The organism is Streptomyces sp. CGMCC 4.7035, from assembly GCF_031583065.1.
Classification (GTDB): Bacteria; Actinomycetota; Actinomycetes; order Streptomycetales; family Streptomycetaceae; genus Streptomyces; species Streptomyces yaanensis.
Genome location: NZ_CP134053.1, coordinates 2,543,596 through 2,562,094, shown reverse-complemented (window position 1 = coordinate 2,562,094; position 18,499 = coordinate 2,543,596). Strand labels below are relative to the sequence as shown.

16 protein-coding genes and 1 pseudogene are annotated in these 18,499 nt (G+C 70.5%); 8 read left to right on the top strand and 9 right to left on the bottom strand.

Annotation, left to right across the window (positions count from 1 at the left end; all coding sequences use genetic code 11):
* Positions 1–387: 387 nt before the first annotated feature.
* Positions 388–1,611: an RNA-guided endonuclease InsQ/TnpB family protein gene (locus tag Q2K21_RS10705; RefSeq protein ID WP_310769319.1), complete on the bottom strand. Its 1,224-nt coding sequence runs from the start codon at positions 1,609–1,611 to the stop codon at positions 388–390.
* 25 nt (positions 1,612–1,636) lie between these two features.
* On the opposite strand from Q2K21_RS10705, the gene tnpA reads away from it, so the two are divergent.
* Positions 1,637–2,053, top strand: coding sequence for an IS200/IS605 family transposase (tnpA, locus tag Q2K21_RS10700; RefSeq protein WP_310769317.1), 417 nt, complete (start codon positions 1,637–1,639; stop codon positions 2,051–2,053).
* Positions 2,054–2,431: 378 nt separating this feature from the next.
* On the opposite strand, the gene Q2K21_RS10695 is transcribed toward tnpA, so the two are convergent.
* The gene (locus tag Q2K21_RS10695) at positions 2,432–3,391 is read right to left on the bottom strand and encodes an ABC transporter substrate-binding protein (RefSeq protein WP_310769316.1); all 960 of its coding nucleotides are present in this window, start codon (positions 3,389–3,391) and stop codon (positions 2,432–2,434) included.
* 421 nt (positions 3,392–3,812) lie between these two features.
* Here Q2K21_RS10695 and Q2K21_RS10690 point away from each other — a divergent pair, with 421 nt between their 5' ends.
* From Q2K21_RS10690 to Q2K21_RS10675, 4 genes are read left to right on the top strand one after another with little or no spacing between them, the layout of a single operon-like run.
* Complete coding sequence (locus Q2K21_RS10690; protein ID WP_310769315.1) at positions 3,813–6,923, top strand: ATP-binding protein; 3,111 nt, start codon at positions 3,813–3,815, stop codon at positions 6,921–6,923.
* The gene (locus Q2K21_RS10685; RefSeq protein ID WP_310769314.1) at positions 6,920–7,396 is read left to right on the top strand and encodes a roadblock/LC7 domain-containing protein; all 477 of its coding nucleotides are present in this window, start codon (positions 6,920–6,922) and stop codon (positions 7,394–7,396) included. The genes Q2K21_RS10690 and Q2K21_RS10685 overlap by 4 nt, the downstream gene beginning before the upstream one ends.
* A 36-nt stretch (positions 7,397–7,432) precedes the next feature.
* A complete protein-coding gene (locus Q2K21_RS10680) occupies positions 7,433–7,867 on the top strand; it encodes a DUF742 domain-containing protein (protein ID WP_310769313.1) in 435 nt (144 codons plus the stop codon).
* Positions 7,854–8,492, top strand: coding sequence for a GTP-binding protein (locus tag Q2K21_RS10675; RefSeq protein ID WP_386275978.1), 639 nt, complete (start codon positions 7,854–7,856; stop codon positions 8,490–8,492). Before Q2K21_RS10680 ends, Q2K21_RS10675 begins: the two co-directional genes overlap by 14 nt.
* Before the next feature lie 45 nt (positions 8,493–8,537).
* On the opposite strand, the gene Q2K21_RS10670 is transcribed toward Q2K21_RS10675, so the two are convergent.
* From Q2K21_RS10670 to Q2K21_RS10645, 6 genes and pseudogenes are all read right to left on the bottom strand, one after another.
* Positions 8,538–9,206 carry an ABC transporter permease gene (locus Q2K21_RS10670; RefSeq protein ID WP_310769311.1) on the bottom strand — a complete coding sequence of 223 codons (669 nt, stop codon included), beginning with the start codon at positions 9,204–9,206 and terminating at the stop codon, positions 8,538–8,540.
* On the bottom strand, positions 9,203–9,910 hold the full coding sequence (locus Q2K21_RS10665) for an ABC transporter permease (protein ID WP_310769310.1): 708 nt from the start codon (positions 9,908–9,910) through the stop codon (positions 9,203–9,205). The genes Q2K21_RS10670 and Q2K21_RS10665 overlap by 4 nt, the downstream gene beginning before the upstream one ends.
* Positions 9,907–11,037: an ABC transporter ATP-binding protein gene (locus tag Q2K21_RS10660; RefSeq protein ID WP_310769309.1), complete on the bottom strand. Its 1,131-nt coding sequence runs from the start codon at positions 11,035–11,037 to the stop codon at positions 9,907–9,909. Before Q2K21_RS10660 ends, Q2K21_RS10665 begins: the two co-directional genes overlap by 4 nt.
* Before the next feature lie 124 nt (positions 11,038–11,161).
* Positions 11,162–11,891: pseudogene (locus Q2K21_RS10655) on the bottom strand (FAD:protein FMN transferase).
* A gap of 1 nt (position 11,892) precedes the next feature.
* Positions 11,893–12,348 carry an FMN-binding protein gene (locus Q2K21_RS10650; protein WP_310769308.1) on the bottom strand — a complete coding sequence of 152 codons (456 nt, stop codon included), beginning with the start codon at positions 12,346–12,348 and terminating at the stop codon, positions 11,893–11,895.
* A gap of 10 nt (positions 12,349–12,358) precedes the next feature.
* Complete coding sequence (locus Q2K21_RS10645; protein ID WP_310769306.1) at positions 12,359–13,696, bottom strand: ferredoxin reductase family protein; 1,338 nt, start codon at positions 13,694–13,696, stop codon at positions 12,359–12,361.
* Positions 13,697–13,848: 152 nt separating this feature from the next.
* Between Q2K21_RS10645 and Q2K21_RS10640 the strand changes: the two genes are divergently transcribed.
* Together Q2K21_RS10640 and Q2K21_RS10635 are read left to right on the top strand one after the other, a co-directional pair.
* The gene (locus Q2K21_RS10640) at positions 13,849–14,538 is read left to right on the top strand and encodes a response regulator transcription factor (RefSeq protein WP_310780818.1); all 690 of its coding nucleotides are present in this window, start codon (positions 13,849–13,851) and stop codon (positions 14,536–14,538) included.
* A complete protein-coding gene (locus Q2K21_RS10635) occupies positions 14,538–15,986 on the top strand; it encodes a sensor histidine kinase (RefSeq protein ID WP_310769305.1) in 1,449 nt (482 codons plus the stop codon). The genes Q2K21_RS10640 and Q2K21_RS10635 overlap by 1 nt, the downstream gene beginning before the upstream one ends.
* A 376-nt stretch (positions 15,987–16,362) precedes the next feature.
* Here the strand turns inward: Q2K21_RS10635 and Q2K21_RS10630 are convergent, their stop codons facing one another.
* Complete coding sequence (locus tag Q2K21_RS10630; RefSeq protein WP_310769303.1) at positions 16,363–16,869, bottom strand: hypothetical protein; 507 nt, start codon at positions 16,867–16,869, stop codon at positions 16,363–16,365.
* 528 nt (positions 16,870–17,397) lie between these two features.
* Between Q2K21_RS10630 and Q2K21_RS10625 the strand changes: the two genes are divergently transcribed.
* On the top strand, positions 17,398–18,396 hold the full coding sequence (locus Q2K21_RS10625; RefSeq protein WP_310769301.1) for a hypothetical protein: 999 nt from the start codon (positions 17,398–17,400) through the stop codon (positions 18,394–18,396).
* The last annotated feature ends 103 nt before the right edge of the window (positions 18,397–18,499 follow it).

The following is an 18,499-nucleotide window of genomic DNA, read 5'->3' as shown; positions in this document are numbered from 1 at the left end:
CTCGCCGTGGAAGGCGAACGCCTCCCGCACCAGTTCGGCCGGCAGATCCGGCACGGACACCCGGTTCAGTCGTTTCCTGCCGCGTCCGTCCTCCTTCACCACGCACTCGTAGAACGGCAGCAGCTGGGCGACGGAGGGAAACGACCGGGCGAGTGCGGCCAGTCTCTCGTTGACCGACAGCACCCGCTGAGCGGCCCGGGCCGCCAGGTTCCGGGGCTCCAGCGCATGACCGGTGAGGACACGGACCGCCTTCGCCGCTCCCTGGAAGGGCGTGCCCAACGTGACCAGCGCGCGGGCGTCCTCGCGGCCGCCGAGGCATTCGAGGTATTGACTTGCACCTCGGGCTGAAGCCCGAGGATTCTGGCCTTCTCGATCGTTGCTGTGCCGCTACGCGGCACGGGGTTCGGTCGGGAATCCGTGGCTTCCTGTTTCTTCGCGCTGTGCCGGGATTGCTCCTGGTCTCACCGGCGCTCCGCAGGCCGATACCGCCAGTCCGGCGGCCGTCTTCACGTTGATCGCGGCATTGGTGTCCCGGTCGTGGACGGTGCCGCAGGCGGTACAGGTCCATTCCCGGACGTTCAGGGGTTTGGGTCCGTCCTTGACGCCGCAGGTGGAGCAGGTCTGGGAGGTCGGCTCGAACCGGCCGATCTTGACCAGGGCGCGGCCGTACCGTTCCGCTTTGTATTCGAGCATGCTGATGAACGATGCCCATCCGGCGTCGTGCACGGACTTGGCCAGCTTCGTGCGGGCCAGTCCCGCCACCGACAGGTCCTCCACTGCGATCCCTTGGTTCTCGGAGATCAGCTTCGTGGAGAGCTGGTGGTGAAACTCACGGCGTGCGTCAGCAACTTTGGCGTGGGCGCGGGCGACCTTGAGGCGGGCCTTGGCGCGGTTCTTGCTTCCCTTCTGCTTGCGGGACAGCTCCTGCTGGGCCTTCTTCAGCTTCTTCTCCGCGCGCCGAAGGAAGCGCGGGGAGTCGATCTTCGTGCCGTCGGAGAGGACCGCGAAGTGGGTGAGGCCGAGATCGATGCCGATGGTGCGGTCGGTCTCCGGCATCCGGGTCGCGTCGGCGGCGGGGTCGGTGTCGAGGACGAAGGAGGCGAAGTACCGCCCGGCCGCGTCCTTGATGACGGTGACGGAGGTGGGCGTGGCGGGCAGGGTGCGGGACCATTTCACCTTCACCGCACCGATCTTCGGCAGGTTCAAACGGCCACTGCCGGTGATGATCCAGCGGGCGTTGGCGGTGAACCGGATCGACTGCCGGGCGTCCTTGCGGGACTTGAAGCGGGGCCGGCCGGTCCTGGGGCCCTTGCGGGTGCCCTTGAGGGAGGCGAAGAAGGTGCGGTACGCGGTCTCGGCGTCCCGCAGGGACTGCTGAAGCACCACCGCGGAGACCTCACCCAGCCAGGACCGTTCCGCTGTCCGCTTCGCCTCGGTGATCAGCTTCCGGGAAAGCTGACCGGCCGTCGGGAACGGCTGCTCGGCCTTACGGGCGTCTTCACGGGCACGGACCGCGTCGTTGAAGACGACACGGGCGCACCCGAACGCCTTCGCCAACGCCGACTGCTGGCCCGTGTCCGGGTACAGACGAAAGCTGTACCTGAGCTGCATGACCGTCACCCTACATACTTGGGTTATGGGTGAGATGCAGGAGATCAGAACTGGTCGGCACTGTTCCTTCGTGATGCATGTGCACTTGGTCTTCGTCACCAAGTTTCGGCACAAGGTGTTCACCGACGCCCACTTGAGGCGGATGGAGGAGATCATGCGCTCGGTGTGTACGGACTTCGAGTGCGACCTGGTGGAGTTCAACGGTGAGGACAACCACGTCCACCTGCTGGTGAACTTCCCGCCCAAGGTCGCCGTGACCAAGCTGGTCAACTCCCTCAAGGGCGTTTCCTCCCGCCGCCTGCGCCAGGAGTTCCCCGACCTGGTACGCCACTACTGGCGGGCCAACAAGCTCTGGTCCGGGTCCTACTTCGCCGGAACCGTCGGCGGCGCCCCGCTCTCCGTGGTCCGGCAGTACATCGAACAGCAGAACCGGCCCGTGTGAGCACCACCCGGCTCCGCCGGGAAAAGCCCTCGCGACGCTCCGCGCCGTAGGCAAAGAACTGCGGCGCCCGGCTCCGCCGGACCTGAGTCTGCGACGCTCCGCGTCGCCACTGTCAGATTCGCTTCACCACCGGCCTGAAGGCCGATGCACTGCGAATGAATTCCGGTAGCCGTACAACCGGCCCGTGACGGCGAGCCACCGGGCGGTACGCCACTGACGCCGGGTCCGGTCCCGTGCCCGCAACGGTACGACGGGCACGGCCCCCGACGCCGGCGAGGCGGACGACCCCGCCGGCGTCGAGGGCCGCGGGCGCCCGCGGCCCCGGAGGGCGCGGGCACCCGTGTCGGTCCGTCCGCGGTGGTGTCCGCGGCGCGGGCGTCAGTCCAGGCCGGCCGACTTCAGCCAGGCCTTGGCGACGTCCAGCGGGTCCTTGTTGTCGAGCTGCACCTGGGTGTCCATGTCCAACAGGGCCGCCGTGTCGAGCTTGGCCGACACCGCGTTCAACGCGTCGACACCCTCCTTGGGCAGCCCCGACTTGTAGACCAGCGGCTGCACGTTCTCGAACCCGAAGAGGTTCTTCGGGTCCTGGAGGACCACGAACTTCTCCTTGGAGATGTTCGGGTCCGTGGTGAAGATGTCCCCGGCCTGCACGGCGTTCTTCTTCAGTGCCGCCAGGGTCAGCGGGCCGCCCGCGTCCAGCGCCTTGAAGGACTTGAACTCCAGGCCGTAGACCGTCTTCAGGCCCTCCAGGCCCTGCTGCCGGGTCTGGAACTCCGGCGAACCGCCGATGACCAGGTCCTTGGCGGCGTCCTTGAGGTCCGCGATGCTGGACTTGTCGGTGAGGTTGTACTTCTTCGCGGTGTCCGCGTTGACGGTGACGGAGTCCTTGTCCTGCGCGGGCGCCGGGTCCAGCAGCGTCAGCTTGGAGTCGAGCTTGGCGTTGATGGCGGCCGTCGTGGCGGCGACCGTCTTGGGGGCCGCCTTCTTGTCGAGGTAGGCCAGCAACGCGCCGTTGTACTCGGGCAGGACGGTGATGGAGCCGTTCTTCAGCAGGCCATACGTGGTCTCACGGCTGCCGATGTTGGGCTTGTAGGTGACCTTGACGCCCTTGGCCTTCAGCGCCTCGCCGTAGATATCGGCGATCAGGATGCTCTCGGCGAAGTTGTTGGAGCCCACGACCACCGTGCCACCGCTCGCCTGGTCGTTCGCGAGCGGGTCGGACTTGCTGTCGGAGGACGAGGAACACCCGGCGAGCAGTGCCACCGAGGCGGCGAGCGCGACGACGGCCGCGCCGGGGAGTCTCCTGCTGGACGTGCTGGTGTTCGCGGTAGAAGTCACGATTGCCGTTCCGTACTCAGGGGGTGGGGCAGGGCGTGGCACAGCGGTGCGAGGCGCGGACGCCGCACTCCACTGATCCAATCCAGCTCGTTCTCGGTCAGTCAAGAGCATTCTGGTCACCGATTGGCTTCGAAGCACGGCCAGTTGCGCAGTCCGGTTGTGAAGGAGCGGCGGATGACCCGAGGGCGAACCAAGCGCTCTTCGTAATGGATTCTTGACGTCGTGCGACCGGAATAGGGCCACGAAAAGGCGATACTCTCCCCCAAGTTGGCGACGGGCTGCACTGTGGACCAGCAAGCGCGTTCCGGTCCTTCTTGTACCGTTCTGCGCCGGCCCCGGTCGGTTCCGTTTGCGACCCAGGTCGCTCGATTACGGTCACGTGAATTTTCGCGCACCCAAAGACGCCTTCGAAGGAGGCTAGGTGTCCACGAACGAGGTGGACGCGCCGGTCCGGCCGGCGCCGTCGCCGCCGGGCGGTGGTGGCATACGCGGCTTCGCCGACCGCTGGCCGTTCAGGCGCAAGCTGAACGTGCTCGTCGGGGTACCGCTCGCCGTCGTGGCCGTGCTGCTCGCCTACCTCATCACCGGCCTGGTGCGGGAGTCGAACAGCGCCGAGTCGGCGGCCCAACTCGTCCGTGACAGTGCCCAGGTCGCCCAGCTCGTCGGCCGGGTGGAGGCCGAGCACCAGCAGGCCATCCTGCTCTCCGTGCGTTACGAGGCGGTCATCGCGGACAAGCCCTCGCCGGCCGCCTACCGCGCCGCTCAGGAAGCCGTGGACGCCCAGGTCCAGAAGGTGCGCGACACCTTCGGCGACCGGCTGCCGGCCGGCGAGGAGCAGGCCCTCAAAGAGGTCAGCGGCCTGTCCAGCCTGCGCGAGACCGTCGAGCAGGGATATCTGCCCGCCGACAACATCGACCCGGCCTACACCAACGCCGCGAACGGTCTGATCGACGGACTCGGCCTGGAGCGGAACGCGGATCTCGCGGCCACCTTCACCGGCAACCTGCTCGACTCGCTGCTCCGCGCCGACGCCGCGCACGGCGCCTTCGAGACCGGCGTCTTCTCCGCCACGACCGGCGACACCAACGCGCTCATCGAGTTCACGGGCGCGGTCGGCTCCTACCAGCTGTACACCTACCAGGCCGAACGCTTCGGACGGTTCGCCACCGAGGAGCAGACGGACCAGCTCGCCCAAATCGAACACAGCCCCGCGCAGCGGGAGATCGCCCAGGCGTACGCCGAACTCCAGATCGACCCCAGTGGCCTGCAGGCGAACACCCCCGCCGAGATCCGCCGGACGCTGGCGGACGCCCTGGGCGACTACTTCGCCTACCCGAGGCAGGCCGGCAGCCGACTGCGGGTCATCACCTCGCTCATCGACCAGATCGCCGACCGGGCCGAAGACGCCTCTGTCACCGCACAGTGGCGGGCCGGACTGCTGCTGAACCTCGCGCTGATCGGCTTCGTCGTCTGGATCGCCTTCTCCGTGCTGGTACGCCGCTCGGTGGTCCGCCCGGTGCAGGCCCTCACCGGCGCCGCGCAGCAGGTCGCGGAGGTCGCCGGCCGCGAACTCGCCCGGGTGGCCGACGACGACGCCGAGGACGACGGCTCGCCCCGCCTGCGTGAGGTGCCCATCACCGCGCACGACGAGATCGGTGAACTGGCCGAGGCCTTCAACCACGTGCAGACCACCGCGGCCGCGCTGCTGGAGCGCCAGGTACTCAGCCGCCGCAACGTCGCCGAGATGTTCGGCAACGTGGGGCGCCGCGTGAGCAACCTGACCACCCGGCAGTTGGCGCTGATCGACGCCGTGGAACGGGGCGAGACCGACCCCGCGCTGCTCGAACGTCTCTACTCCATCGACCACATCGCCGTACGACTGCGGCGCAACGCGGACAGCCTGATGCTGCTCGCCGGCATCCGCGAGACGGTCCTGGACGCCGGTCCCACCGCGCTCACCAACGTCGTGCGTGCCGCGCTCGGTCAGATCGAGGGCTTCCAGCGGGTGCAGTTGCGCGCCGGTACCGAGGTCATGGTGGAGCCCGACATCATCGGCGACCTGACGCTGATGATCGCCGAACTCCTGGAGAACGCCGTCGCGTTCTCGCCCGCCGGCAGCCCGGTCGAGGTGACGGTGAGCGCGGGCGGCGAGGGCGCGGTGATCGAGATCGCGGACCACGGTCTGGGGATGAGCGCCGAGCGGCTCACCGAGGAGAACGCCCGGCTGATCCGTCGCGAGCGCCTGGACCTCGTACCGACGAAGGTGCTCGGCCTGTTCGTCGTCGGCACGCTGGCGCGCCGCTGGGAGGTCGAGGTCGTGCTGTCCCGCACGCCCGGCGGCGGTGTCACGGCGACGATCGAGATCCCTTCGTCGCTGCTGCTGACGATGAGCCCGGTGATGGCCCCGGCGGCGAAAACGGCGCCTGCCGCCGCGAAGCCGCCCATCGGCTCGGCGTCCGCCACCGCCGCGTCCGGTCCGGTGCCGTCGTGGGTCGCCACCACCGAGGACACACCTGCCGCGCAACAGCGTTCCTCCGCCACGGAGAACCCATCGGCCACCGAAGGCCCCGCCTCCACCACGAAGAACGCATCGGCCACCGAAGGCCCCGCCTCCGCCACGAAGAACGCATCGGCCGCCGAAGGCCCCGCCTCCGTAACGGACGAGTCCGGGGCCACCGGACGGCCTACCGCCCTCCCGGCGCGCGGCGCCGCCGAGTCGGGGCCGGGTCCGCTGCCACGGCGGGTCCCGCGCCGCGAGCCGGAGCCGACGGCGGAGAGGGCCGACGAGACGGCCGCGGAGGCGGCCGGGGAAGCGGCCGGGGAAGCGGCCGGCGAGACGGTCGCGGAGACCGCCAGCGAGAAGGTCGCGGAGACCGCCAGGGAGACGGTCGCGGACCTGCACGACCATGCGGACCATGCCGACCTCGCGGACCGCTCGGAGGCCCACGGCCACACGGAGAGCAGCGGCCGCAGCGACTCCACCGGCCGTGCGGATGCCACCGGCCGTACGGATGCCACCAGAGGCGGTACAGACACCGTCAGCGGCACCCACTCCACCAGCAGTACCGACTCCACCGGCGGCAGCGGCTCCACCAGCAGTACCGACTCCACCGGCCGCACGGGCTCCTCGGCCCGTACGGCGCCCCACGGCCGCGCCGAGGAGCCCCCGCTCGTCCCCCGCCCCCGAGCCGGGGAGAGCGCGCGGGCCCAGGGCGCCCGGAGCGCGGAGTCCGCCTTGTCCCCCGGCCTCGGCGAGGAAAGCCCCGGCACTCCCCGCCCGCTGCGCCGTCGCGTCCGGGGCGCGACGCTACGGAGCACCGGTGCGGATGCCGTCCAGTGGTCGGCCCGGCAGGCTGCCCGGCCCGCCGCCGACGCCGACGAAGTCCGCTCCACCCTGGAGGAGTTCGAGGCCGCGGTGCAACGCGCTCATCGCGACAGCGCCACTCAGACCACCCCGTACAACAGCCATGACAAGCAAGACACGCATGACACGCATGACCAGAACCACCTCCCGGAAGGACCGGAACAGTGAGTACGTCGACAGGTGACACTCCGGCCGAAGGCACCACGCCGGCCGACCTCCAGGCCGCCGCAGCCGACTTCACCTGGCTGCTCAACCGTTTCGCGACCGAGACCGCGGGCGTCGTCGACGCCATCGCCGTCTCCTCCGACGGGCTGCTCATCGCCGTCTCCCAGCTGCGCGAGCACGCCGACTCCGAGCGGCTCGCCGCCATTGTCTCCGGCATCACCAGCCTGGCCGCCGGCGCCTCCGGCAACTACAGCCTGGGCGGCCTCAACAAGGTCATCATCGACCTGGAGGGCGGTCACGTCATCGTCTCCGCGATCGGCAGCGGCGCCGTGCTCGGCGTGGTCGCCGACAAGGAGGCCAAGCTGGGCAACATCGCCTACGAGATGACCCTGTTCGCCAACCGGGCCGGTGCCGCGCTCAGCCCCCAGCTGGTGCTGGAGCTGAAGAACAGCGTCGGCGTCGCGTCGGCGGGGTGACCGGTCCCCGACCGGTCGAGGAAGGAAGCAGCGCCCATGGCGGACGGCCGCACTCCCGCCGACGAGGACGGCTACTTGGGCCCGGTCCCCGTCGGACCCGCCCCCGCCGTACGGCCGTTCCTGGTGACCGCCGGCCGTGTGGCGGGCACCGCGTCCGGCCGGCCGATGCCCGTCGAGACCCAGGTGGTGGCCACCGCCGGGGGTCTCGAGGCGCTCGACCGGCTCTCGTTCGAACAGCACGACATCGTTGCCGCGTGCCGGCGGCCGCAGTCCATCGCGGAGATCGCGGCCCGGCTGCGGCTGCACCTCAACGTGGTTCGCGTCCTCGCCGAGGACCTGCGCGCCGCCGGGCAGTTGACGGTGCACGTGCCGCGGGCCGACGTCACGCACGACGCATCCGTCCTGCGCAGGGTTATCGATGGCCTCCGGGCCATCCCCGACTCCCGGGGGGTACTCCGTGACACCGACTGAACCGATCACCCTCCCCCAAGCTCTCGGCTCCGCTCGAGCAGGGGGGACCCCCATCGCGGTAGCGCAGACCGCCGTACGACCGCCGCTGCCGGTCAAGATGGTGATCGCGGGCGGCTTCGGCGTGGGCAAGACCACCACTGTCGGCTCGATCTCCGAGATCGAGCCGCTGACCACCGAGGCGGCCATCACCGAGGTCGCGGCCGGTGTGGACGACCTCACGCACACCCCGCGCAAGACCACGACCACGGTCGCGATGGACTTCGGCTGCATCACCATCGACCCGACCCTGAAGCTGTACCTGTTCGGTACGCCCGGCCAGGAGCGGTTCGGCTTCATGTGGGACGACATCGTCGAGGGCGCGGTCGGCGGGCTCGTCATCGTCGACACCCGCCGCCTCGACGACTGCTACGCGGCGGTCGACTACTTCGAGCACCGGCAGATCCCGTTCGCGGTCGCCCTCAACGCCTTCGACGGGAAGGTGGAGTACGACGTGAACGAGGTCCGCTGGGCGCTGGACGTCGCCGAGCACGTCCCCGTCGTCGTCTTCGACGCCCGGGAACGCGGCTCGGTCCGCGACGCGCTGCTCGTCGTACTGGAGCAGGCGCTGGCCCGCAGCGAGGGATGAGCAGCGCGAGGGCCCGGGAGGATCGCCTCCCGGGCCCTCGTCGTGTCAGGCGCCGCGCCGCACCCCTGGGGACACGGCGATCCGTGTCACCGCCCAGAACACCATGAGCGTCGCCAGCGCCAGCCCGGCGACCAGGGTGGCGCCCCCCACGACCTTCTCGTAGTTGCGCTGGTAGAGGCCGTCGACGATGTACCGGCCGAGGCCGCCGAGACTGACGTACGCGGCGATGGTGGCCGTGGAGACGATCTGGATGGCCCCCGAGCGCAGGCCGCCGAGTATCAGCGGGAGCGCCGCGGGCAGTTCGACCTGGAACAGCACACCGGCCTCGCTCATGCCCATGCCCCGCGCGGCATCCACCGGCGACGGGTCGACGGAGCGCACCGCCTCGTAGGTGGTGACCAGGATCGGCGGGACGGCGAGGACGACCAGCGGGATCATCACGTTCACCAGGCCGAACCCCAGCAGCAGGGTCATCAGCACCAACAGGCCGAACGTGGGCAGGGCCCGCCCGGCGGTGGCGATCAGGGAGAGGGCGTTACCGCCGCGCCCGTAGTGACCGGTGACCAGGCCGACCGGCAGCCCGATCGCGGCGGCGAGGGCGAGCGCCTCCAAGGTGTACTGGATGTGTTCCCCCACGCGCGTGGGGATGCCGTCGTAGCCGTGCCAGTGAGCACTGTCGCTGAAGAAGGCGTTGATGAAGCTGAGCAGGTTCACCGGGCTGCGTCCTCCAGGGCTGGGGCGGCCGGGCCGGGCCGGTCGGCCGTCGGTTTCGTGCGCGCCCGGCGCGGCATCCACGGCGTCAGCAGCAGGCGTACGACAACCAGCAGGGCGTCGGCGAGGATCGCCAGGACGGCCATGGTGAGCACGGCGTTCACCGCGAATTCCGGCCGGTTGTAGATGTTGGCGTCGTTGAGCAGGTTACCGAGGGCGCCCTGGTTGCCGATGAGGGTGCCGACGCTGACGAGGCTGATGCTCGACACCGTCGCCACCCGCAGCCCGGCGATGATGGCCGGGACGGCGATGGGCAACTGCACCTGAAGGTAACGGCGTACGGGCCCGAAGCCCATGGCCGTCGCGGCGGCGAGGGTCTCCTGCGGAACCGAGCGGACGCCGTCGACGATCGCCGGGACCAGGACGACGAGGCTGTAGACGGTGAGCGGGATCATCACCGTGAGCTCGGTCTGGCCGGTGTAGTCGATGAGGAGGACGAAGAAGGCCAGCGAGGGGATGGCGTACAGCACGGTCGTCACCCACAGCACCGGCGGGTACAGCCAGCGGAAGCGCACGCACAGCTGGGCCAGTGGCAGCGAGATCACCAACCCGGCCAGCACCGGCAGCAGAGCCTCCCGCAGATGCAGCCCGACCAGGCCGAGCCAGCTGTGCTGGAGATCGCTGGGGATGTCGAAGAAGCCGCTCATCCGACGACCTTCGCGTCCGTACGTCCCTGTGCGTGGGCCTCGCGGATCGCCTCGCCGATGGTCTGCTGCGAGACGACGCCGATCACCCGGCCGGTGCCGTCCACGGCGACGGCCCAGCCGGTGGGCGAGAGCACGGCGCCGTCGAGCGCGGCGCGCAGCGAGTCCTTGCCGTACTCGAACGGCCGCCCGTACGGCAGCAGTCGCTCCGTCACGACGCTCCCGGCGGCCAGGTCCTTGGGCTCGCTCCAGCCGAGCGGCCTGCCGTCGAGGTCGGTGACGAGCAGGTACGGCACGTCGGGCGTGCCCCGGGAGGCGATCTGCTCGGCGGTGGAGTCGACGGCGACGATCGGGGTCTTCCTCAGCTGAAGGGTGCCGGAGGTGAAGAACGACAGCCGCCGGATGCCGCGGTCGGCGCCGAGGAAGTCCTCCACGAACGTGTCGGCGGGCGACGACAACAGCTCGGCGGGCGGCGCGAACTGGGCGAGCTTCCCGCCGGTCCGCAGGACGGCGACCATCGTGCCGAGCCGGATCGCCTCGTCGATGTCATGGGTGACAAAGACGATGGTCTTGCCCAGTTCGTCCTGGATCCGCAGGAGTTCCTCCTGAAGGCCCTTGCGCACGATGGGGTCGACGGCGGAGAACGGCTCGTCCATCAGCAGCACCGGCGGGTCCGCGGCAAGCGCCCGAGCCACGCCGACGCGCTGCTGCTGTCCGCCGGAGAGCTGGTACGGGTAGCGCTTGGCGAGCGACGCGTCGAGCCCGACCCGTTCCATCAGCTCCCTGGCCCGCGCCCGGGCCCGGTCCTTGCTCCAGCCGAGCAGCCGGGGCACGGTCGCGATGTTGTCGACGATCGTGCGGTGCTGGAAGAGCCCGGCGTTCTGGATGACGTAACCCATGGACCGGCGCAGCGAGTTCACCGGCTGCCGTGTGATGTCGACGCCGTCGATGGTGATCGTGCCCTCGCTCGGCTCGACCATCCGGTTGATCATGCGGAGGGTCGTCGTCTTGCCGCAGCCCGAGGGGCCGACGAGGACGGTGATCGAGCGGTCCGGGATCTCCAGGGACAACCGGTCCACCGCCACCGTGCCGTCCGGGTACCGCTTGGTGACTGAATCTATCCGTATCAAAGCGCCGAATACCCTTCGGGTGTGGCAGGAGCGGCCTGAACTCGGCCGATGTCGCACGGGCCTTGCGGGGAGAGTGTAGACGGCGTGTGTTGCGGGGCTTTGGCAGGTGGAAGGCGAAGTTTGCTCAGGCAGAAGGATTTCGGTGCGCGGCGGCGACCGGCAGTCCGGCGGTGCGGAAGACCCGCCGCCCGGCGTCCACCGCGAACACCTCGCAACCGTCCCGCCCCGCGGCCCACTCGACGCCCTCCGCGCCCAGCGCGAATGCGGCCGTCGCCGTCGCGTCCGCCTCGGTCAGGGACGGGGCCACGACCGTGATACCGAGCAGTCCGGTGGCGGGACGGCCGGTGCGTCCGTCGATGATGTGGTCGCCGCGTTCGTACCGCGCGGAGGTCGCCACGGCCGCGTCGGTGACCTCCAGGACCGTGCAGAGCCTGTCGGTGTGTTCGGGGTGCCGTACGCCTACCCGCCAGGGGCCGCCGGACACGACCACGTCTCCCCCGGCGTTCAGACAGAACCGGGCCACCCCGGCCGCGGCGAGCAGCTCCGCCGCGCGCTGCACCGACCAGCCCTTGACCACCGCGCAGGGATCCAGTCCGCGCCCGGAAGGCGCCGCCGGTCGCCACCCGGTACCGCTCGCACAGGTCGAGCACCTCGGCCAGGTCGGCGCTCACCTCGTCCGTGCGCAGCTCACCCCGGTCCAGCCGGGACACCTCGCTGTCCGCCTTGAAGGGGCTGAACCGCTCGTCGACCTCGCGCAGCCATCCGAACACCGCGTCCGCGACCCCGTCGGGGACGTGCTCGTCGTCGATCCGCAGCGAGACCGGCAACCCCATGACGTGTTCGACGCGGCGCACGTCATGAGCCCTTCGCGTCGATGGCGGCCTGCAGCGACTCCTTGTAGCCCTCGCTGGTGACCGTGGCGCCGGAGACCGTGTCGATGTCGGCGGTCTGCGCCTGGAGGGTCTCCTCGATCAGCTTGGGTACGGCGTTCGTGGTCTGCGGGTGGTTCGGCTGCTTGAGCATCCGGACGGCCGTGATCCGCGCGCCCACGAAGGTGACCTCCACCTGCACGTCGCCCTTGTCGGTGGCGACGGTCGAGCCCGCCACGGCCCGGGGCGAGTCGGCCTTCGAACCGGAGGACGAGGAGGAGGACGAGGAGGAGGACGACGACGAGGAGGACGGGGCCGGCGTCGAGGAGGTGGCCGGCTCGGCGACCTCGGTGGTCGACGTGGTGTCGTGCGACGGCTCGTAGCGCCAGACGGGGATCAGGCCCGCGACGGTCAGGACGAGGGCAGGCAGTGCTCGCTTCACGGTGTTCCCCTCATCCGGCCAGGCTGAAGCGTTCGAAGTGGATCTGCGGCTTGGGCACGCCCAGCTCGCGCAGGCTGCCGAGCACCGCACTCGTCATGCCGGGCGGCCCGCAGACGTACACGTCCCGGTCGGCCACGTCCGGCACGAGCCGGGCGAGTTCGCGCGGCGCCAGCCTGTCCGGCACCGCCGGGCCGGTGACCAGGTACAGCTCGGCACCCTTGGCGTGGGCAAGTTCCCGCAGTTCGTCGTGGAGCACCGCGTCCCGGTCGGTGGCCACCCGGTAGATGAGGACGGCGTGGCCGTGCAGTTCCTCCAGGAGCGCCCGGATCGGGGTGATACCGACGCCGCCGGCGATGAGCAGGGCGTCCGGGCGGGTCCGGTGCAGCGTCGTGAAGGCGCCGTACGGGCCCTCGGCGAAGACACGCGTGCCCGGCTTCAGGTGGCGCAGGGCGGCGGTGCCGTCACCGGCCGCCTTCGCGGTCAGCCGCAGTGTCCTGCCGTCGGGCGCGGCCGACAGGGAGAACGGGTTGGCCTGCCACCAGCGGTCCCTGGTGAGGAACCGCCAGAGGAAGAACTGGCCCGCCCGCGCGGGCAGCCGGTCCAGGTCACGGCCGGTGATGTAGACGGAGACGACGTTGTCGGACTCGGGTACGACGGCCGAGACGCGCAGCCGGTGGCGCAGGTTGCACCACAGCGGGAGCACCAGCCGGCCCAGGAACACGGCGCCGAGCGCCACACCCCACAGAGTCCACCAGTACGCGGTGGCCGCCGAGGAGGCGGTGAAGGTCGTGCCCACCGCGACCTGGTGCGTGAACGCCAGCACCACGGCCACGTAGGTGTAGAGGTGGACGAAGTGCCACGTCTCGTACGCCATCCGGCGCCGGGCCCAGCGCGCCGACGCCGCGCCGACCACCACGATCAGCCCCAGCGCGACGACGGCCCGTAGCACGCCCTCGACCGTCTCGGCGAGGTCCAGCAGCTCGTTCAGCGGGTCCATGGACGACGACTGCGCGTAGCCGAGGACGATGAACACCACGTGCCCCAGCAGCGTCCACAGCAGGCCGAAGCCGAGCCAGCGGTGCCAGGAGGTCAGCCGGTCCATGCCGATCCGGCGGTCGAGCCACGGCAGCCGGGCCACCAGCAGCAGTTGGAAGGCCATCAGGAGCGCGCCGTAGAGTCCGGCCAGCCGCCCCAGCACGACGAGGGCGTTGGAGGCGAAGCCGGCCTGGACGAAGAAGACGGTCACGGCGGCCGCGTTCGCGGCCAGTACGGCGTACAGGCCCGTGCGGGCCACCACCTGGGGACGTATCGCCGTGGGGGGCGCAGGAGGCGATTGGACGGTCGTCACGGAGGGCAACTCCTGGATCGGGTTCCTGGGACACCGAGCTTGGCTGGCCGGAGCTGTCGTTTTCCTGTCGGGTCACTTTCAAATGCTTATCGATATGTATCCCGGGGGTGGGCGGGTCCGGCACCGCCGGTCGCGTGACGCACTATGAGCGGGTGGACAAAGTACGGCTCCTCGTCGTGGACGACGATCCGCCCATCGCCGATCTCGTCGCGACGGTCGCCCGGTACGAGGGCTGGGACGCGGTCACCGCGAACTCCGGGGAGGAGGCGCTGGTCCGGGCCGCCGAGTTCCGTCCGGACATCGTGGTGCTCGACCTGATGCTGCCCGACCTGGACGGCTTCGGTGTCCTGGACCGGCTGCGCCGCTCGGGGACGATGGTCCCGGTCGTGTTTCTCACCGCGCGCGACGGCGTCGCCGACCGGGTGGCGGGCCTGACCCGGGGCGGCGACGACTACCTGGTCAAGCCGTTCGCGGTGGAGGAGCTGATGGCCCGCCTGCGGACCGTGCTGCGCCGCAGCGCCGGGCCCGGCTTTCAGCGGTCCGTACTACGGGTGGCGGACCTGACGATGGACGAGGACACCCGCGAAGTGCGGCGCGGCGAACGGCTGTTCGCGCTCACCCCCACCGAGTACGAGGTGCTGCGCTATCTGATGCGCAAGTCGCCGACCGTGCTGACCAAGGCGCAGATCCTCGACCACGTCTGGGAGTACGGCTTCGGGGGCCGCTCCAACGTCGTCGAACTGGTCGTCAGCCGGCTGCGGCGCAAGCTGGACGAGGGCGGCGAGCCGCTGATCCACACCGTGCGAGGCTTCGGATACGTGATCCGGCAGGCCCCGGAGTGATGGCGGGGCCGCTGCGGGCGTACCGCGGACTGCGCCTGGGCACCCGGCTGGCCCTGGGTCTCGGCTTGCTGTCACTGGTGGTGTTCGCCGTCGTCGGCACGGCGCTGACGACGTACATGCGGGACTATCTGGAACGCCAGCTGGGCGACCAGCTCAAGCTCGTCCAGGTCCTTCAGACCAAGGACGCCCTGCTGCACGGCACAGTCAAGCGGCAGCCTTACTACGGCTGGTACACCGCCGTGTACGACGTGTCGGGCGGCACGCCCGTGCTGCGCAGCCCCGCCGACGTGCCCGCCGACACCGCCGAGTTCACCGCCCTCGCCAGGTCGATGGAGCACTCGGACACGGAGATCCTGAGCACGGCGCGGATCGACGGGGAGGGAACCTACCGGCTGCGCGCCTGCGAGGTCGAGCCCGGAGTGGTGCTGGTCAGTGCAGCGCCCATGACGGACATCCAGGCCACCGTGCGGCAGCTGATCACGGTCCAGGTGGTCGCGTTCGCCCTCGCGCTGCTGGCGCTCGTCGTCTTCGGGCGCAGGATGCTGCGGCGCGGCCTGAAGCCGCTGAGCGACATGGCGCACACGGCCCATGGCATCGCCTCGCACGACCTGACCGAGTCGGCGGCGCGGCTGCCGCTGCGCGCGGACGGACCGGGCGGTGGCCCGGAGGTCGAGGAACTGCGCACCGCTTTCAACACCATGCTCGAACACATTGACGACTCGCTGGCCGTCCGCGCGGAGGCCGAACAGCGGCTGCGTCGCTTCGTCGCGGACGCCTCGCATGAGCTGCGCACGCCCCTGATGTCGGTGCGGGGCTACGCGGACCTGTTCCAGTACGCGGCCGCCAATGCCCCTGAGGAACGTGACAAGCACCTGGCCCGGCTGCGCGCCGAGGCCGCCCGCATGGGAGTACTCCTGGACGACCTGCTGCTCCTCGCCCGCCTGGACGCCGCGGAGGTGGACGCGTCGCTGCGGCTGGAGGACGCCGACCTGGTGGAGTTGGTGCGCCAGGCGGCCGACGCGTTCCGCGCGGCCCACTCGGACCACCCGCTGACGGTGACGTGCGGCCCCAGCCCACTGAGGTTGCGCCTCGACCCCGTACGCGTCCGTCAGGTGCTGGACAACCTGCTCACCAACGCGGCCGTGCACACGCCGACCGGGACGCCGGTGTCCGTGGAGGTCTCCCGCTCCGGGGACACGGCGCTGGTACGGGTCACCGACGCGGGACCGGGCATACCGGCCGCCGACCAGGAACGCGTCTTCGACCGCTTCTACCGCGTCGACAAGGCCCGCAGCCGTGACCGGGGCGGTAGCGGGCTGGGCCTGGCGGTCGCGCGCTCGCTCGTGGCGGCACACGGCGGCTCGGTCGAACTGAGCAGCGAACCGGGCAGGACGGCCATCACCGTCGCGGTTCCATTCGGCCGGGTCGCTGCCGACGCGAGCCGGTAGTTTCCGCGGCCGCCACCGTCACCGCGCAGCACTGCCGGGGCGCTGTTCGGGCGAGTTGGTAATTTCCGGGGCCGCCACCGTCGCCGCCCCACACAACCGAGCCGCCGCCGACACAAGCCGGTCGTTGCCGCCGTCGCCACCACACACGAGCGGGCCGCCGCCGACACAAGCCCGTAGCTGCCTCCGTCGCCACCATCACCACCCCGCACGAGCGGGCCGCCGCCGGCGCGAGCCGGTGGTTTTCGCCGTCGACAGCGGGCCGCCCGCGCGGCTGCCGCTCCGCCACGCGGGCTGCCCGGACCCGTCACGTCGTCGCACCGCTGCGCGCGGGGCCGGGGGGAGGCGACGGGCTGTGATCTCCCCAGCCCCGCGGGCCCTAGCCCAGGAAGGCACCTTGCCAGTCGCCCGGGCCCATGTCCTGCGCGGTGCCCGACACGGCGAGCATCGCGGTCCTGGTGCCGTCGTCGGAGCGCGTGCCGACGAGCCAGGCCGTCTCTCCCTTCTTCAGCTCATCGGCCCCCGAGCCCGATGTGCCGTTCCCATACACGGTGGTGTCCGACCCCACCGTCCAGGTCCACGAGGTTCCGTCCTCGCTCTTGACGGTGACCTTGTCGCCGTCCACCTTCTGGACCGTGCCCCGCTGCAGGATTCTCTCGACCCACTTGCCGGTGTCACGGTCCTTCACGGTCGCCTCGCCGTGCACGGCGTCACCGATAAGGCCCAACCACATGCCGTGGTCGTGCCAGTCGCAGGGCCCACCAGGAGACGGCGACGCGGATGCCGCGGCCCCCGTGACGGCGTCGCGGGCGGAGTCGCCCGAAGTCGCGGCGTAGGCGACGGTGCCGCCGAGGGCCAGTACGACGACCGTGGCGCCGGCGGTCACGGCTCGCGCCCGTGCGGATCGCCGCCGCCACAGGCCACGCGGGGACCGCCCCCGCCCGTCCGACCGTCCCGGTCCACCCGGGCCCGAGACGACCTCCCGGTCCGAGCCCGCCGGCCCGGTCCCGCCCGGCATCGCGGGTGCACTGTCGACGGGCCGCTCATGCGGTTGCCCGCCGTCTCGTCGCTCGTCTGGATCGTGCATCATGGCTCGCTCCTCTCGGCTACCGCTCCCGAGATCCTCGACCCATCCCTACCTGTGATTATGCGATGCACCCGATAAGAGGCAGGTAACAAATACCTGTGAAAAAGTCACCGCTGTATCAAGCGCACCAGGAGAGCCACGCCTGCGGCCGCGCACGACACCGGGCCGCCGCCCCACAGCCCCGAGCGGGCGCCCGCGCTTCGACATGATCGCCGGCGGGCGAGCAACACGTTTGTGACCGGTGATGTTTCTGAGACGGCATCCGCTTGGTCAACCGGGGGAACCGGACTGGATGTTCTCCCGGACCGAGCGAAGGGGAACACTCTCATGGGCGAAGTGGACGAGCGCGTGCCGCGCGCGGGCGAGATCCGGTCGTACGCGACGGCCTTCACCGCCCACGTCACCGGCCGCAACCGGCTCCCCATAGCCCTGACCGCCCCGCTCGTGCCGCTTCTCTTCGCGGCGCTGACCGGGTGTTCCGGGGACACGGGCGCGGACTCGGCACAGCCGGCGAAGCCGGCACGGTCCAAGGCCGCCGCCCAGAAAGACGGGCGGAGCGAACACGCCGCACCCGCCAGGCCCCGGACCGCCGAGGAGTTCCTCGCCCGGGCCGAGGAGGCCATGTCGGGCGCCAAGGGCTGGACCTTCGCGGTGAAGGGGCGCGAAGGGCTGACCACACGAGGGCAGCAGAGCGCCGCCACCTACACGGCCACGGTGCGTCGTACCACGGGGAAGACCTGGGCACTCCACTCCACCGGGACCAGCTACAGCAAGGGAGTCGGCAAGCCCGAGGAACTCTACGTCGCCGACGGGACCGCGTACGTCAAGGAGGGCGGCGCCGGCGCGGACTGGAAGCACGGGCCCCTTTCCGAACCCGAGTTCGCGAACAAGGTGGAGGACCCGGTCGCCGCGCTCGAAGCGTTCCGTACGTACGCCGCCAACCCGGCGTCGGGCGACGGCATCTCGCTGGTCCGGTCCGGTGCCAAGGTGGAACTGCGCATCCGTACGGCGTCGGCCTCACTGTCCTCGGCGCGCGAGCGGAACGTCGTCAAGAAGGCCGCCCGCGAGCTGAGTCCGACCCTGGAGAAGCTGCGCGCGGCGGGCGTCACGGCCTCCGAGAGCCAGATCACCGTGGAGCGCGCCGAGGAGTCGCTCGTCCTCGACGCCTCGACGTACCGGATCACGTCGCACACCTTCCGGTGCTCCTTCGGCATCCCCTACGGCGGGCAGACCATCCGCTACAGCCAGGACGTATCGGAGCACAACGAGGGGCAGCTCGCGGGAACCGTCACGCTTCCGCCGGAGGTGACGGCGATCCGTGGCTGAGGAGGACTGTGACGAGCTGTGACACATCTGTGAGTCCTGGCGCTGATGCCTGTGGGAACGTCGACACGTCGAAAGCGTGTCGCACAGTGCGGACTTGCTGCGG